The 14,298-nt window shown below is 69.2% G+C and carries 11 protein-coding genes; 7 read left to right on the top strand and 4 right to left on the bottom strand.

The features are described from left to right. Positions 1–720 precede the first annotated feature (720 nt). Positions 721–1,704: a TIGR01777 family oxidoreductase gene (locus N4G66_RS36635; RefSeq protein WP_261708627.1), complete on the bottom strand. Its 984-nt coding sequence runs from the start codon at positions 1,702–1,704 to the stop codon at positions 721–723. A gap of 52 nt (positions 1,705–1,756) precedes the next feature. Continuing rightward, positions 1,757–2,626, bottom strand: coding sequence for a helix-turn-helix domain-containing protein (locus N4G66_RS36640; protein WP_391858946.1), 870 nt, complete (start codon positions 2,624–2,626; stop codon positions 1,757–1,759). A 104-nt stretch (positions 2,627–2,730) separates the two neighbouring features. Between N4G66_RS36640 and N4G66_RS36645 the strand changes: the two genes are divergently transcribed. The 4 genes from N4G66_RS36645 (at position 2,731) to N4G66_RS36660 (ending at position 8,512) form a co-directional block, all read left to right on the top strand. Further along, positions 2,731–3,588 (top strand): alpha/beta fold hydrolase, encoded by an 858-nt coding sequence (locus N4G66_RS36645; protein WP_261708629.1) that lies wholly within the window; start codon positions 2,731–2,733, stop codon positions 3,586–3,588. Between the two features lie 18 nt (positions 3,589–3,606). After that, positions 3,607–4,866, top strand: a complete 1,260-nt coding sequence (locus N4G66_RS36650) for an FAD-dependent monooxygenase (protein WP_261708630.1) — start codon at positions 3,607–3,609, stop codon at positions 4,864–4,866. Between the two features lie 770 nt (positions 4,867–5,636). Beyond that, a complete protein-coding gene (locus N4G66_RS36655) occupies positions 5,637–7,097 on the top strand; it encodes a hypothetical protein (protein ID WP_261708631.1) in 1,461 nt (486 codons plus the stop codon). Beyond that, entirely contained in the window at positions 7,094–8,512 is a 1,419-nt protein-coding gene (locus tag N4G66_RS36660) for a hypothetical protein (RefSeq protein ID WP_261708632.1), read from the top strand. The genes N4G66_RS36655 and N4G66_RS36660 overlap by 4 nt, the downstream gene beginning before the upstream one ends. Before the next feature lie 226 nt (positions 8,513–8,738). Here N4G66_RS36660 and N4G66_RS36665 read toward each other — a convergent pair whose 3' ends face one another. Next, positions 8,739–9,755: a hypothetical protein gene (locus N4G66_RS36665; RefSeq protein WP_261708633.1), complete on the bottom strand. Its 1,017-nt coding sequence runs from the start codon at positions 9,753–9,755 to the stop codon at positions 8,739–8,741. A gap of 737 nt (positions 9,756–10,492) precedes the next feature. Between N4G66_RS36665 and N4G66_RS36670 the strand changes: the two genes are divergently transcribed. After that, positions 10,493–10,963 (top strand): lamin tail domain-containing protein, encoded by a 471-nt coding sequence (locus N4G66_RS36670; protein WP_391858947.1) that lies wholly within the window; start codon positions 10,493–10,495, stop codon positions 10,961–10,963. 314 nt (positions 10,964–11,277) lie between these two features. Further along, on the top strand, positions 11,278–12,384 hold the full coding sequence (locus N4G66_RS36675) for a hypothetical protein (protein ID WP_261708634.1): 1,107 nt from the start codon (positions 11,278–11,280) through the stop codon (positions 12,382–12,384). Between the two features lie 530 nt (positions 12,385–12,914). Here the strand turns inward: N4G66_RS36675 and N4G66_RS36680 are convergent. After that, on the bottom strand, positions 12,915–13,427 hold the full coding sequence (locus tag N4G66_RS36680) for a PadR family transcriptional regulator (protein ID WP_261708635.1): 513 nt from the start codon (positions 13,425–13,427) through the stop codon (positions 12,915–12,917). A 94-nt stretch (positions 13,428–13,521) separates the two neighbouring features. Between N4G66_RS36680 and N4G66_RS36685 the strand changes: the two genes are divergently transcribed. Next, entirely contained in the window at positions 13,522–14,073 is a 552-nt protein-coding gene (locus tag N4G66_RS36685; protein ID WP_261708636.1) for a hypothetical protein, read from the top strand. Positions 14,074–14,298: the final 225 nt, after the last annotated feature.

Consider the following 14,298-nt stretch of genomic DNA (forward strand, 5'->3'; position numbering starts at 1 on the left):
CGCAGCCGGCACGGCCGGTGCCGAGCAACGGAGCTGGGGCAATGCGGATGAGGGGGAGGCCCCGACTTCTGATGATTGCTCAACCGGTCGCTACCAAGACGCACCACCACCACGGCACCGAGGCTGCAACGGCGGCTCCACTGGAACTCCCCGCCGAGCCCCTGCCTGCACTGCTCGCGCTTGATCAACACACCACGTGTTGCAACGATCCCTCGAATCCACCCCATGAGCCCGACCACGGCCTCTGAGGCGGTCACTGTCCTGAGAGCGGCGGGACGGGGGAACAATCCCGAGCCTCTGGGTCCGGCCGGCAAGTCCTGCGACGGATCGGGGCGTGCATCGCCCCCGGGAGGGATCGCAGCAACGCGGTTGTGCACAGCATGGGCGAGTGTGCAGCCAATACGCTGACGCCGCCTTCCCAACCTGCGCAGCCGCCTACTGCGCGGGACTTCGGATTCATTGCGCAGCCACCTGCGCAATGAGTGCCACCCTCGCTGCGCAATCGCTATAGCGCATCTGGTTCGAGCGCACGGGGGTCGCGCCGGTTCGAGCTACTGTGATTCGGCGTGCCCCCCGTGTGCTCGGAACGTGGGTTCCTTGCCGCAACCGCACGGTTCGCGGCCCTCGTAACGCAGTCCGGCGTTAAAGGAGCGCAGCTACGACGGTCCGCCTTTGTTCACGAGAACCGGCACCGGTCCACTTCTTGCTTCTTGTGGTCGTCTACACAGCGTGGCTCGATTCACCGGCCCGACCCGATGCCGCACGAACCGGCCCGGCCCGCTCTACGAGGGACGTAGCGGCCCTCTCCCACTCGGGATACGCGAAAGCGAACCCGGCTGCGCGCAGCCGGCCCGGCACCACCCGACGGCTCTTGAGCAGCAGCTCCGTGTCCGAGCGCAGCACGAACGCCCCCAACTCGGCCATCCAGCGCGTCGCCGGCAGCCCCACCGGGACGCCCCGGGCCGTGCGCAGCGCCCGCATGAAGTCGCGGTGCGGAAGGGGTCCGGGCGAGGCGAGGTTCACCGGCCCCTCGAGGTCGTCCCGGGCGATCAGGAACTCCACCGCTCGCACGAAGTCCTCGTCATGGATCCAGGAGACGTACTGCGCGCCGCCGGCCACCGGACCGCCCAGCCCGAGTCGCGCCAGCCGCGACAGCACGTCGAACACACCGCCCCGGTCCGGGCTCATGACCATCGCCGAGCGCAGCGCCACCTTGCGGGTCGCGGGAGTCGGCGCTTCGGCCTGCGCCCGCTCCCAGTTCTTTGCGATCTCGACGCTGTACGCCCAGTAGTCCGGCACCCCGGCCTCCGAGCCGCCGATCACCCCGGTCGCCTCGTCGTGTGCCGCGTCGAAGCTGTGGGCGTAGACCGTCGCCGTACTCATCTGCAGCCAGACGCGCGGTGGCCGCGCAGCGGCGGCGATCGCCTCGCCGACCACCCGTGCCGAATCCACCCGGGAGTCCATCATGGCTTGCAGGTTCCCGGCGGTGTAGCGGCAGGAGACGCTGCGTCCGGCCAGGTTGATCACGACATCGCAGCCGTCGATCGCCGCGGCCCAGCGGCCGAGCGTGGCCCCGTCCCATCCGATGTCGTGCGCCCGCACGGGACGCCGGGTCACCACCGTGACCTCGTGGCCGGCCGCCGTCAGCGCACGGTCGAGAATCGTGCCCACCTGTCCGGTTCCCCCGGGCAGCACTACCTTCATCGAACCCCCTCGGCTCGCTCGGCATCAGCGTAGCCCCTCATTTTGAACGTGTTCAACTTGGGGGTCCGGTGCGCGTCAGGGCGAGGCGGCCGACGCAGGCGGGCGGATTGGCGGTTGTTCCGCGGGTGGGCCATGCGATGTCGTCAACGGCGAGAAACGGTTCGCCGGCCACGGTCGCGGGGGTTGCCCCGGTGAACGCCATGACGTCCCGATGCAGGTGGGACTGGTCGGCGTAGCCGGTGTCGGCCGCGACTTGGGCCGCGCCTTCACCCGCGACCAGGCGGTGGGCGGCATGGTCGAAGCGGACCAGCTTCACTGCGCGCTTGGGCGGTAGGCCAAGCTGTGACCGGAACCGGGACCACAGCCGCTTACGGCTCCACCCGACCTCGGCCGCGAGTTCGTCGACCCGGGCCAGGCCACGGCTGACGGCGATCCTGTGCCAGGCCCAGGCCACCTCCGGGTCCACCGGAGGCCCCGCCTCATGCCGACGGGCGAGCAGCGCGTCCGCCAACACGAAGCGATCCTGCCACGACGAGACATCGCCGAGTTGTTCGCGGATCCGGGACGCCTCCCGGCCCCACAGGTCGCCCAGTGACACGACGGCGCCGTCGAGGTCGGCGGGGGAGACGCCCAGAACCGCGCGTGCGATCACCGGAGACAGGCGCACCTGCAAGCACTCGACGTTCTCTCCCCGGGCCCGGACCGCGCCTGCGGACCCGAGCCCGGGCCCGGCGACGATGCTTCCCCGCTCCTGCCGCCCGTCGGCACAGTCAAGGACGGGCGAACCGGCGCCGAACTCCAGGAGCAGCGTCACGGCCGGGTGCGGGACTATCCGGAGCGCTTCCAGATCACGGACACGGAACCCGGCCATGGTGACACCGGCCACCCGGCTGGGCCGCTGCGGGCATGCGACGTCCCACATAGCCGCACCGTGCATGAAAGTCCGCACCGTCCGATGCTACGTGAGCCAGTTGGGGGGAACATTCGTCCAATCCACCGGTGGGTACCGGCGGTGACAGTGGGCTCATGACTGTTTCTGACGGCGGGTCGTATGTGAACGGCGGCGCCGAGGCTACCGAGAGTTCAATCCTGTCGCTGGACGACGGCGACATCTACGTGTGCCAGGGCGGTCCCCGCGACGCCCCCGCACTTCTGCTCATCCACGGGTCCGCGTCCTCGACCCGCTCGTGGGACGCGCTGGTTCCGCTGCTGACCGGATCTCACCGCGTCATCCGGATCGACCTGCTCGGGCACGGCCGGTCGGCCAAGCCGGCTGACCGCAGCTACGCGATCCCGGACCAGGCACGTCGGGCCGGCGTGGCACTGGACCGGCTCGGTGTCGAGCACGCCGTGGTCGTCGGTCATTCCAGCGGCGGTGTGGTCGCTGTCGCCCTCGCCGAACAGCGGCCCGATTTGGTGACCGCGCTCGCGCTCGTCAACACCGGACCCGGGCTGGACGCCTTCATTGCACCGGAGTCCGCCGCAACCGGGCCCACGCAGTGGCCTCCGACCGACGAGCAGATCCGCCGGTTCGCGAGCACCGCTTTCAGCCGCGAGGGCTACCAGATCCCGCCAGAGCTCCTGGACGAGGTGCGCTGTATGACCCACCACACATTCACCACGACGATGCGGGCCACCCGCTCCTACCTGGAGCAGCGGGCGCTGCCAGATCGGCTGGCGGTCCTGGGCAAGCCGCTACTGGTGATCTTCGGCGAGGACGACCGCAGATGGCGATCCTCATCCGCCTTCGATTACCGCGCCGTTCCGGGCGCGAAGGTCGAGTTGCTGCCCGGTCTCGGGCACTCGCCCCTGCTCGAGGATCCGCCGCGGACTGCCGCCCCCCTGCTGGCCTTCACCGCGATCCACGCCATCCGGGTGGACTGAATGAAAAGGAGGGGTGCCATGCGGATTCTCGTCTCCGGCGCCAGCATCGCCGGTCCGGTTCTGGCCTACTGGCTCACCAGGCACGGCTTCTGTGTCACCGTCGTCGAGCGCGCGCCGGCTCTGCGCAAGACTGGCGGCCACGCGGTCGACCTGTTCCGGCCCGCGATGAACATCTCGGAGAAGATGGGCGTGCTCCCGCGTATAGAGGAGCGGGCCACCGGCACGAACCGGATGACCCTCTACAAGGAGGGCGCACGGCGCCCCGTCCGGGCGGACCTCTCCAAGATCTTCAGCGCCACCTCCGACCGGCACGTCGAGATCATGCGCGACGACCTGAGCGAGATCTACTACGACGCCGCACGCGACGACGTCGAGTACGTCTTCGGCGACTCGATCACCGCGATCTCGCCCGACGGCGAGGTGCGGTTCGAAAACGCCGCGCCGCGCCGCTTCGACCTCGTCATCGGCGCGGACGGGCTGCACTCCAACGTGCGCCGCCTCGTCTTCGACGAGGAGTCCCGCTTCACCGCCTTCATCGGGGCCTACCTCGGGGTGCTGACCCTGCCGAACGTCTCCGACCTCGACAGCGAACTCCTCATCCACGTCGGCGTCGGCCGCACCGCCGGCATGTACGGCGCGCGACACCTCGGAGACGCGCGGGCGTTGTTCCTGTTCCGGACCGAGCGCGAGCTCGACTACCACCAGCGCGACGTACCCCGGCAAAAGGAGCTGCTACGCGCTGCGTTCGTCGGCATGCACGCTCACGTGGACCGCTGGCTGGACGAGCTCGACAGCACCCCGGCGTTCTACTTCGACTCGATCACCCAGCTCCGCATGGACACCTGGTCGCAAGGGAGGGTGACGCTCGTCGGCGACGCGGGCTACTGCCCCGGCCCGGCCGTCGGCGGCAGCACCAGCCTGGCCGTCGTCGGCGCCTACGTCCTCGCCGGAGAACTGGCACAGGCGGGCGGCGACCACGAGCACGCCTTCCCCGCCTACGAGCGCGTGATGGCGGAGCACGTGCGCGGCAGCCGCGCGGCCGCGCTGAGCGCGGCGAAAACCCTGATCCCCACGTCCCACCTCGGTGTGTGGGGGCTGGCCCAGGGCGCCCGCCTGATCTCCGCCCTGCCCGCAGGGCCCAGCCGGGCCTTCGTCCGCCTCACCACCAAGAGCGGACGCCTCTACAACTCCATGACCGTCGACGACTACCCGCCGGCGGCCGCCGCATCAGGAGACCGGGGCGGCCTCGCAGGTGACCCCGGAGGTGGACCAGAGTAGAGCGGTGGTCGTTGTTGAGTGAGCAGACGAGAGACGTGGATGCATATGAGGCCGCGGACAGTCGCCAGGCTGCGCGGGCGTCGATCGAGGGTCGCAGTTCCGGTCACGGAAATTCGTCCGGGCGTTCGGCGGCCACGGGATGGCCGATTCGATAGCTCAGCCGGCTGACCCCGTCGAATTCGAGACCGTCATGACCACACCGGCCGTCCAAGCCGCGTGATCGAACCTGCCACCCAAACCTGCAGCAGACCCGCTCCTCGGTTGCCCAGTACGTCGACACTGCCTGGCGCTGGAGCGCGGCGATCCAGATCCTCCGGAAGATCGAGGAACCTGCATACACGGCTTCAGAAGCGGACTATGTCCGCCACTACGACCGTCTCTACACATGCGTGGAGCTTGTAGGGGACGCCGCACGACGCCTCGACCATGCAGTCACGGCTGAGGATCCTCAGTCTGTCTGGATCGAGCTGATTCGCGAGAACTCCATCAGACCTGGCAGTCCCGAGCCTTCACGGAACTGCGGTAGATCCCATTTCACAGATCCTCATCAGCCCGTGGTCGGGCCGGCCATACGGCAACCCGGTGTGCATGGTGCAGGATCGTGACCGGTGGTCGGGGGCTGTGGCCGCCAGTCTGGTCGGGGGCGCCCGGTGAGCTGACCGCATGGATCTCGCGTACGTCTCCTTACTCGGCGGCCCCGGCTGCCTCGGGCCCGTAGCGCGCACCCAGGGTGTCTGCGGCCGCGGGTTCATGGCGGGCGAGGCGGCACGATGAGCCGCTTCGGGGCGGGGGTCCGCCGCGGGGTGATGGCGGCGGACCGGTTCACCCAGATCGCCAACGGCTTCTTCCGCGACGCCCGGCTCTCCTTCAAGGCGAAGGGCGTCTTCGGCTTCATCAGCACCCATGCCACCGGCTGGCACGTCACGGTCGCCGACCTCGTGCGCGCTGGACCCGACGGTCGGGACGCCGTGCGCGCCGGCCTGAGCGAATTGCAGCGGCACGGCTACCTCGTCCGCGACCAGCTGAGGCACGACGACGGGACGCTCGGCGAGATCGTCTACTCGATCACAGACCGCCCGACGTCCCTCGACACCGCACTCACGCAGACAGCGGGCACGGCACTCGTCTCGGCTCCGCCGAGCGGATCGGCAGCCGACTCCGGGGCGGGGATCCGCCGCGGGGTGATGGCGGCGGATCAGTTCGCCCAGATCGCCAACAGCCTGTTCCGCGACCAACGGTTGTCGTTCAAGGCCCGCGGCCTGTTCGGGCTCATCAGCACGCACAGGGACGGCTGGCGGATGAGCGTCGCGGACCTGGCACGCCGCAGCCGGGACGGCCAGGCAGCCGTCAAAAGCGGGCTCAAGGAACTGGAGAAGCACGGCTTCCTGCTCCGGGAACGCGCCCGCAACCCCGACGGCACCCTCGGCGCGGCCGCGTACGTCATCACCGACCTGCCCAGCCTGCAAAGCACCAGGCCCGAGCCGATGTCGGGTTTCCCACCGGTGGATAACCCGACGTCGGTTCATCACCCCTGTAAGAACACCAGCAGAAAGAACACCACGAAGCAGAAGACCAGCCCCCTCCGTCCGTGCGATCGCGCCGACGTCGCGACGCCCACGGGAACAAGTCAGCCGGAGGCGCCAGCATCCCTGCCGGCCGGCCTCCCGGCGGACGAGATACATCCAGGGATCCGACTGCTGCTGGAAATCGGAGCGCGCCGTCCCGAACTCCTGCTGACCGGAAAGGTGCTGACCGACCAGGGCCGCGCGCTCATGGTGATGACGGAGTCCGGCTGGAGCATCGAGCAGCTGCGCCATGTCATCGCCGACCGGCCGCTGCCGAACCCGGTGCGCACCTCGGTCGGTGCAATCATCGCCGCCCGCCTGCAGGCCGCTCAGGCCTACCCGCCACCCGCCGCCCTGGACAGCCGGCACCGCGGCGACATCCTGCAGGACGAGTCGCCCTCGAGGCCGGTGACCGGGCGGTCGTCCACGGCGTCCGCGGCCCGCACAGTGACCGAGGCCCTGACCTACCGGGCGCTCGTCGAGTGCGCGGGCTGCGGCGTGCCCGGCACCGCCCTGGGCGAAGACCTCTGCCCGGCCTGCCTGGGCTGGCCGCTGTGCCACACCTGCCCAGGGCCTACACCCCGACGCGCCCACCCCGAAAGCGACGGCCGCTGCACCGCCTGCGCCACCGCATCCACCAGCCTGCCGGAACGGAGCACACCATGACCACCTCTGCCCCGCTGTCCAGGATCACTCAGCCGCTGAGCCCGTTCGGGCAGCAGCCCAGGCGATGGGAGAAGAAGCGGGTCCGCGCGGTGCGCGGCAGCCACGCCTGCACCGGCTGCGCAGCCGGCTGCGAGCCTGTCCTGATCCGGGAGCAGACCGGATGGGGGTGGATCGACTGGAACGTCCCGGTCGACGGCAGCCTGCCCGAACAGCCCCACCGGATCGCCGTGTTCACTCCAATCGCGACCCGCATGCAGCGCCTTTGCCTGCGCTGGCTGGCCAGAAGCTCCGCACACCGGATCCGCCTCGACCCGGTTGCCGTACGGACCACTACAGCCGCCGTCGCTGCCCTCGCGCTGCCGGCGGCCGTCCTCGCGATCCTGCACGGCGTCCCCTTCGCCATCGTGCTGCTCGCAGCTGCCCTGGCCCCGCTCCTCGTGGAGCACTCGAGTAACCCGCTGAAGGCCCGTGCCGGCGAAAACGTCTGGATCGTCGAGGCCGAAGCCGCCTGCCGCTACCTGCAGCGCCTCGCCGCTTTGCACGCCGGCCTCGTCCGGGCAGCCGCCGGCAGCGACCGTCACGAAGTGCGGCGCGCCGTCGAGATCGGCCACCACCAGCTGTTCGACACCGCGGACCTGCTCCAGCGCCACGACACCCGCTCAGCCTCCGGCGAGCTCATCGCCCGGGAGCAGCTGATGCTGCAACTCGCCGTCCAGATCCGCCACATCGTCACGCCCGCGCAGGGCGGCGCACCGTCCGTCCGGCACGACCGGGCCGACGTACCTCAGCCGCTGGGCCCCTATCCGCCCAGGCCCCGCCACTCATCCGGTCATTCGACGCCCATCGCGTCGATGAAGGAGGAAACGTACATGCCCCAGGACGGTCCCGAAGAGCCGGCCCGCCAGGTGTATCTGCTCTTCGCCCACGAGGCCTACTACCCGGCTGCCGCCCGGGAGATCAACACCTCGCTGGTGGCTGCAGCCTCCCTGCTCCACCCGCGCGTACGGCAGCCCGACGGCGCCCGCATCTACGACCGTCTGGTCCGCGGCCGACGGCAGGGCGAGATCGTGCCGCTGTCCACTCTCACCCACGAACTGGACGGCGGTGCGCGCTGGCCGGAGGTCGGCGACTGGGAGGCGGTCACCGCAGACCTGCTCCAGCTCATCCAGGACCGGGCATGCGACGTCCTCAGTCTGGATCTGCCCCACGTCGCCCGTGCCCTGGTGTGCTCCGGTCCCCACAGCCGAGTCCGGGCGTACGACCCGGCGGCCGGGCGGTACCAGACGTGGGGGCCCGCCGACCGGATCCAGGTCCTGGTCGAGGTGGGCAGGCAATTGGCCGTGGCAGAGGCGGCGCGCGCCCTGTGGCCGGGTGCCGGTCTGCTCCTGCCCACCCATCCCGGCGATGACAAATGATGTTCGGCTGTGACGCGTGTTTTCATCGGAGGAATGGGACGCGTTCCGCGGGCTGGTCGTGGACGACGGGACTGACCAACAATGCGGCATCGCCTTCGGCGCCGCTGGACTGGCTGGCCGGCCCGCAGCAGTAGACCGGGATGTTGGCGGCATGCGTCAACCCACGCGCAGGCGCCGCACGCCGGTGACCGGGCTGTCGGGAATCGCCGGCCGACTCCGACTCGCGCTAGCGATCCCCGGCTGCCTGCGGTGCTGGTTCCGGCGCGGCTCGGCCGTCCGATGCAGTGAGCAGACCGATGGCGCCGATCACGTCACGTGGTGACGTGGCGAGTTGCGGCTGATGGTCCAGGATTGCCTGCTGGGCGGCGGTGAGCTGAAGGACCCTGACCTCCCAGTCGACTTTGACGATCAGTATGGCGCCGATGCGCACGACGGCGTCCTTGGTCGGTTGAAGAGAAGTCAGGACCGGCCCCACGTTCTGCATCATGGTTGCGGTGATGGTTGCGTCCTGGCCCAGAATCAGGCGTGTGTCAGCGATGTGAGCGGCTGTCAGGGCACTCTCACGAACTACCTGCGATCGTGCGGCGCGTGACATGGTGGCGCGCATCCGGCGGAACCAGGATCCGATGACGGGGTCGTCGCGGTCGAGAACGGTCAACCCGGCGGTTGCCAGAAGTTCCTCCACAGCGGCCTCGACGTCGCGGTGCGGAGCCTCGTCTGACAGGTAGATCGTGATCGGAAGCGGGGCGGCCTCCGGCCCGGACACCTTGTTCGCCGGTTTACCCCCGTCCAGGGAATCGCCCGCTGGCGGCTTGCTCTGCCTCAGCAGCTGCGACAGATGAGGATCAAAGTAGTCACCGTTGAGAAGGCGGTGCACCATGGACGCGAGCTCGTGGACTGCGGGACCAAGGTCGGGCACCGGGGAGAGCAGTCCCTGCAGGCGGTCGAGTGCGCGCCTCACGACGTTGGGCTGCGGTTCGGCCTCCTGCAGTTCCGCCCACAGGCGATGCAGTTCCATGGCGGCGGCTTCGGGCGCGACGAGTGTCGTACGGCGCTCCTGGAGCAGAGCCTCGATGCGCAGGAGGAGTTCGACCGTCCTGGCGGCGGCCGGCTCGGCATCCTGGCTCTGGAAGGAACGCGGGTTGGCTATGTTCTGGATGATCGGACCCACATAGGTCCCACCGTTGATCGTATTCTCGTGAGAGTCGGCAGAAGAGTCTTGTCGCCTGTCGCCGTTCCTCATGGTGAGGACCTCCTCCTGTTTGGAGCCGTCGGCCGCGCCGGACTGCTCGGGGTTGCTCAGCCCCGCTGGCGCTCCCGAGACCCGTCGACCCGATCCGGCCCAACGCCTCCGCATCATTGTCCGGGTGGGCAGGGCAGGGTGTCTTGTATTCACAACCGCTCTCACGGCGGCCCGGAGGGCTCGCAGTCCTCCGCATCGGCGTGGTGCAGTCCGTGCCCGCCTGGCGCTCCCGGTCCTGCGCCGGAGGCTTGCCCGGTTCCTGGAGGCCGGCGCGCCACGCCTGGTAAGACGTCCCGCTTCCTGTGTGGAGATGCAGGTGCAAGGCCTGCCCGGCACTCTGTGAAGACCCTGCCCCGTGTTCTGCGAGGCAGGGTCTTTTTTTGCTGTCCGGAGCCGGAGTGACTGGTCGGGGCGCGGGGGTTGTTACTCACTTTCGGGTGACGGCCGGGCGTCCGGTGGGGTGGCGGGGCCTGGCGGCCGCGATCCCGTGGCCAACTGCCGCAACGGTGCTGGGGTCGTGGTTGCGTCAACTTCGTGCACTCACGGCATAGATGGCGGTTGCAGCCAACTGTCACGGCAGTGCGGTTGATCGGTAACGCGCCCCGGATCGCGTTCACATTCCGGCGAACCGGAGGGCAGGGTGTGAATGCGCGGCCGGCCGGCCGCCACCCGCACATCGCACAACCCGGCCAGGGATCTGGCGCGTTGGTTGTGCCCGCACGATGCAGGGGGAACCCGTGACCGTATCCAAGACCGCTGCCCGCCGTCTGACCGCTGCCGCGCTGACCACCGCGGCGATCACCGCGGCGATCGCGGTACCGGCGTCCGCTGCTGATCACCGTCCGCACCGCACGGGTGTGGAGATCAGCCGGGTGCAGTACGACTCACCGGGCCGTGACGACCGCTCCAACCGCTCCCTGAACCAGGAGTGGGTGGAGATCACCAACACCACCCGTCACAGCGTGAACCTCGACGGCTGGACCCTCGCCGACGAGGACGGCCACACCTACACCTTCGACCACTACCGCCTGAACGGCCGTTCAACGGTCCGCGTCCACACCGGCATCGGCCACGACACCCGAACCGACCTGTACCAGGACCGCCGCGCCTACGTCTGGAACAACGACAGCGACACCGCCAGCCTGCGCAACGACTACGACCGCTTCGTCGACGACGTCTCCTGGGGCCGGCACTACTTCCGCCGCTGAGCAGACCTGAGCCGCACACCGCGGGGTGCCTGAACCGGCCCGGCAGCGGCAGGACCGTGGGGCGGGCCGTTCACTGCGGCCCGCCCCACCATTGTGTCCGCCGCCGACGTGGTGACCGCCCGGACCGCCTCGGCAACTGCCAGCCCGCCAGCGGGTGAGTCGCTTGCCGCAGCCAGAGGCGGCGGCTGGCACTTGCCCGCACTGCGTTGATACTCCACGCCGGTGGCAGGTGCCGTTCCCGCAACTGATGAGAAACATGTTGGCTGGCTGCTGGCGAGCTGCGAAGATGCGTCTGCTTCCCAGGCGGAGGACATTTGTTCGTTTTCGTGTGTGCGGGATGCGGCGCCGAGTTGACCACCTCGCTGTCCCAGGTCTCACTGCCAGTCCACGCCCGTCAAAAGTACGGGAACGGAGCCCAGCTTCCGGTGCTCATGCAGTCAGGGACGTTTGCCGTGGACCCGGACCCCTGGGGAGGGCCGTGGCGGATGTGGGACGAGATAGATCCGGGCGAGGCGGAGGCACGCGGCATCTACGCGCCGGTCTACGCCCTGTCCGACAGCACGCCCGGGGCGCGCGTCATCGCGCCCGGTGATATCCGTGGAACCCGGCTGATCCCGGAGAAGCGCGGCGGCGCCTGCTGCGGCCTCGACGGAGCCGACGGGCCCAACATGGCCTGCGAGGCATGCGACCTCCCCGTGGCGACCAGGGTCGACGACTGCTCGCTCTGGCAGGCAGTGCGGCTCAGCTCGGACGCCGTGCACCCCGTCCCCGTTGACGGTATCCACGCTGCGCCCCTCTCCTGGGCGGAGCTGGCAGAGAAGGGGGAGAAAACGCCCCCGTTCGAGCCGATTGCCACGTGGGGAGGACGGCTGGGGTCGAACCACTACTGGTCGTGGAGTCCGCAGTGGGAGGCGGCAGCCGGCCACGCGCTCGCCCACCTGCTGGTTGCCTCCCAAGGGCAGCCGGTGAAGGTCCCGGACGGCCTGACCGCGGATGTCTTCCAACGCCCGCTCGACGCCCTGCTGCCCGCGGGCCCTTCGAAGCGGCGCGCCGTCCTGGCTGGACCGGGACAGCCCTCCCCGGACGAGGGCGTCGACATCCTCCTCGTACCGGTCCATCCCCAGACGGGTCAGACCTGGACCCCCGCCAGCCCGACTGCGTCGGCGTACCTGGTGCCCCTGCCGCTGGGGGTGTGGCTGTGGCTGGTCTCTCCCCAGCCGTACTTGCCGGTTCCCGCGTCGGGCCGCATACCCCAAGACGTCCTCCGCGACGACCCGCTCCCACTGCTCCCCAACTACCTGTTCCGGGCCGACCGGGGAACGTTCCAGCACACCTTGGTCCGGCTACCAGCCGTGCGCAGCCCGTGGCTGCGCACGATCCTCGAGAACCTCACGCAGGGCACCCCGGCCGGCCTCTTCTAGCCGCCTGGCAATCGAACAGCGCCAGACTCTCGTACCTCCCAAAGCGGTCGACATCTGCTGTCCAATCTCGGAACAGAGCCAACCAGTTGCTCGTCGAAGCCCCGCGCCGCGTCAGTCAACTCGCCTCTACCAGTCACAAGATCAATTATCGGGTGATCCCTGGCCGGAATCGGGCGCGAAGTTCGGCACGAAGAGGCTCAGTCGGTAGGTGGTCGGCTGCACCAGGCGCCCACAGAGCATGTCCGCCCGCACCGCTGTCCAGTCGATTTGCGTGTCCGAGGCTCGGAGACGGCGGATGTGGGCACGCCATTGCGACTCGTCCTGAGTCTCGAAGAGCACCTCCCAGCGACCCGCGTCAGGTGCGAAGCGAGCGGCCGCCCGCTGTGCCTCGTCCTGCTGCTGACGTTGCCTCTGACGTTTCCTCTTCCTCTGCCCTGGCACCGGTCCAGCATCGCTGAGCCCCACCATCGCAGCAAGGCCATTACCTGCTGCTCGAAGCCAGCGCGACGTTGATCATTTGTCAGACAGGCCTAGCGGATCTGGTCGGCCGCCCATGCGGCCCACTTGCGGCGCATTGTGTTGAAGCGGAGGCCGTACTCCAGGGCGATCTTGCCGTTCACCGACAGTGGGTCGTCGCCCCAGTCGATGGAGTCGGCCAGTCGACGCAAGGCCTCGTGCTCCTGCTCCGACAGCTCCATGAGTTCGGTGAGGTAGCTGCGCGCCTGGTCGGGTGTGATCACGTTGAGGAAGAAGACCCGCAGCAGGATGTCGCTGCGGGTGTGGCGTTGGGGCTTGATCTCCGTCAGCCAGTGGCGCAGTTCCGCCAGGCCCTCGTCGGTGAGGGCGTACTCCTTACGGCCACGCGGGCCCTGGGTCGAGACGCTGATCAGGCCGTTGTCGGCGAGCTTGGACAGCTCCGTGTACATCTGGCTCTGCGTGGCGGGCCAGGCGTTGGCCAAAGAGGTCTCGAAGCGCTTCAGCAGGTCGTAGCCGCTGGCGGGTCGCTCTGACAGGAGTCCGAGGAGGGCGTGTCGAAGGCTCATGCCGTCAGTTTACCTTCCACTCTTGACACGTCGAGGGTGGAACTTCTAGTTTCGACATGTCAAAACAGGAACGTCAGCAACCCGGGGGTCTTCGATGTCGTACGTACGCGCCTTCCTTCCATGGATCGTCTTCGCAGTGGTCCCGTCCGCCCAGTGGCAGTGGGGGGCGCTCGCCGGTCTGCTGGTGGCGGTGGCGGTGATCGCCCAGCAGCGGCGGACGGGAGTCGGGTTCGACGCGCTGATCATGGAAGCCGGCTCGGCCGTCTTCTTCGCGGTCCTGGCGGTCGTCGCCTTCGCGGACTCCCATTCGGTCGCACACGCCTACTCGGCGGCGCTCTCCTCGGCGACCCTGGCTCTCATCGCCGGGGCCTCGCTGCTCGCGGGCAAGCCGTTCACGCTGGGCATCGCCAAGCGCACCACCCCACCCGAAGTCTGGAGCCTCAAGCCCTTCGTCCGGGTCAACGTGGTCATCACCACCGTATGGACCGCCGCCTTCGCCGTCACGGCCGGCGCCCTCGCGGCCCTCGCCCACGCCAGCCAGGGCCACTCCGCGACGGCGACACTTGTCCAGGCCGCCGGATTCGTCGTCCCCGTGCTGTTCACCGTGCGCTACGTCGCCGCCGCCCAAGCCAAGGCCAGGGACTAGCCGATACCGGACACTCGGTGCCGGACGCTCCTCGGGCAAGCGCGCCCCGGTCTGCGGCGCGGTCTGCGGCGCGATCGGACCGGATGGCGCTCTGCGAAGGGGCCCCGGGAGGTACGAGCCCCTCTGGAGGGCCGCCTGACGGAAAGACCCTGATCCACGGTTACTGCTCTTGAGCCAACCACCGCGCGGCCATCCGGGGGGATCGTCATGACCAGGACCACTCGC

The sequence above is a fragment of the Streptomyces rhizosphaerihabitans genome, assembly GCF_025399795.1.
Lineage (GTDB): Bacteria > Actinomycetota > Actinomycetes > Streptomycetales > Streptomycetaceae > Streptomyces > Streptomyces rhizosphaerihabitans.

Excerpts from the sequence above, each read along its gene's own strand:
- N4G66_RS36635 (WP_261708627.1), bottom strand. The coding sequence starts at position 1,704 with ATGAAGGTAGTGCTGCCCGGGGGAACCGGACAGGTGGGCACGATTCTC.
- N4G66_RS36640 (WP_391858946.1), bottom strand. The coding sequence starts at position 2,626 with ATGTGGGACGTCGCATGCCCGCAGCGGCCCAGCCGGGTGGCCGGTGTC.
- N4G66_RS36645 (WP_261708629.1), top strand. The coding sequence starts at position 2,731 with ATGACTGTTTCTGACGGCGGGTCGTATGTGAACGGCGGCGCCGAGGCT.
- N4G66_RS36650 (WP_261708630.1), top strand. The coding sequence starts at position 3,607 with ATGCGGATTCTCGTCTCCGGCGCCAGCATCGCCGGTCCGGTTCTGGCC.
- N4G66_RS36655 (WP_261708631.1), top strand. The coding sequence starts at position 5,637 with ATGAGCCGCTTCGGGGCGGGGGTCCGCCGCGGGGTGATGGCGGCGGAC.
- N4G66_RS36660 (WP_261708632.1), top strand. The coding sequence starts at position 7,094 with ATGACCACCTCTGCCCCGCTGTCCAGGATCACTCAGCCGCTGAGCCCG.
- N4G66_RS36665 (WP_261708633.1), bottom strand. The coding sequence starts at position 9,755 with ATGAGGAACGGCGACAGGCGACAAGACTCTTCTGCCGACTCTCACGAG.
- N4G66_RS36680 (WP_261708635.1), bottom strand. The coding sequence starts at position 13,427 with ATGAGCCTTCGACACGCCCTCCTCGGACTCCTGTCAGAGCGACCCGCC.
- N4G66_RS36685 (WP_261708636.1), top strand. The coding sequence starts at position 13,522 with ATGTCGTACGTACGCGCCTTCCTTCCATGGATCGTCTTCGCAGTGGTC.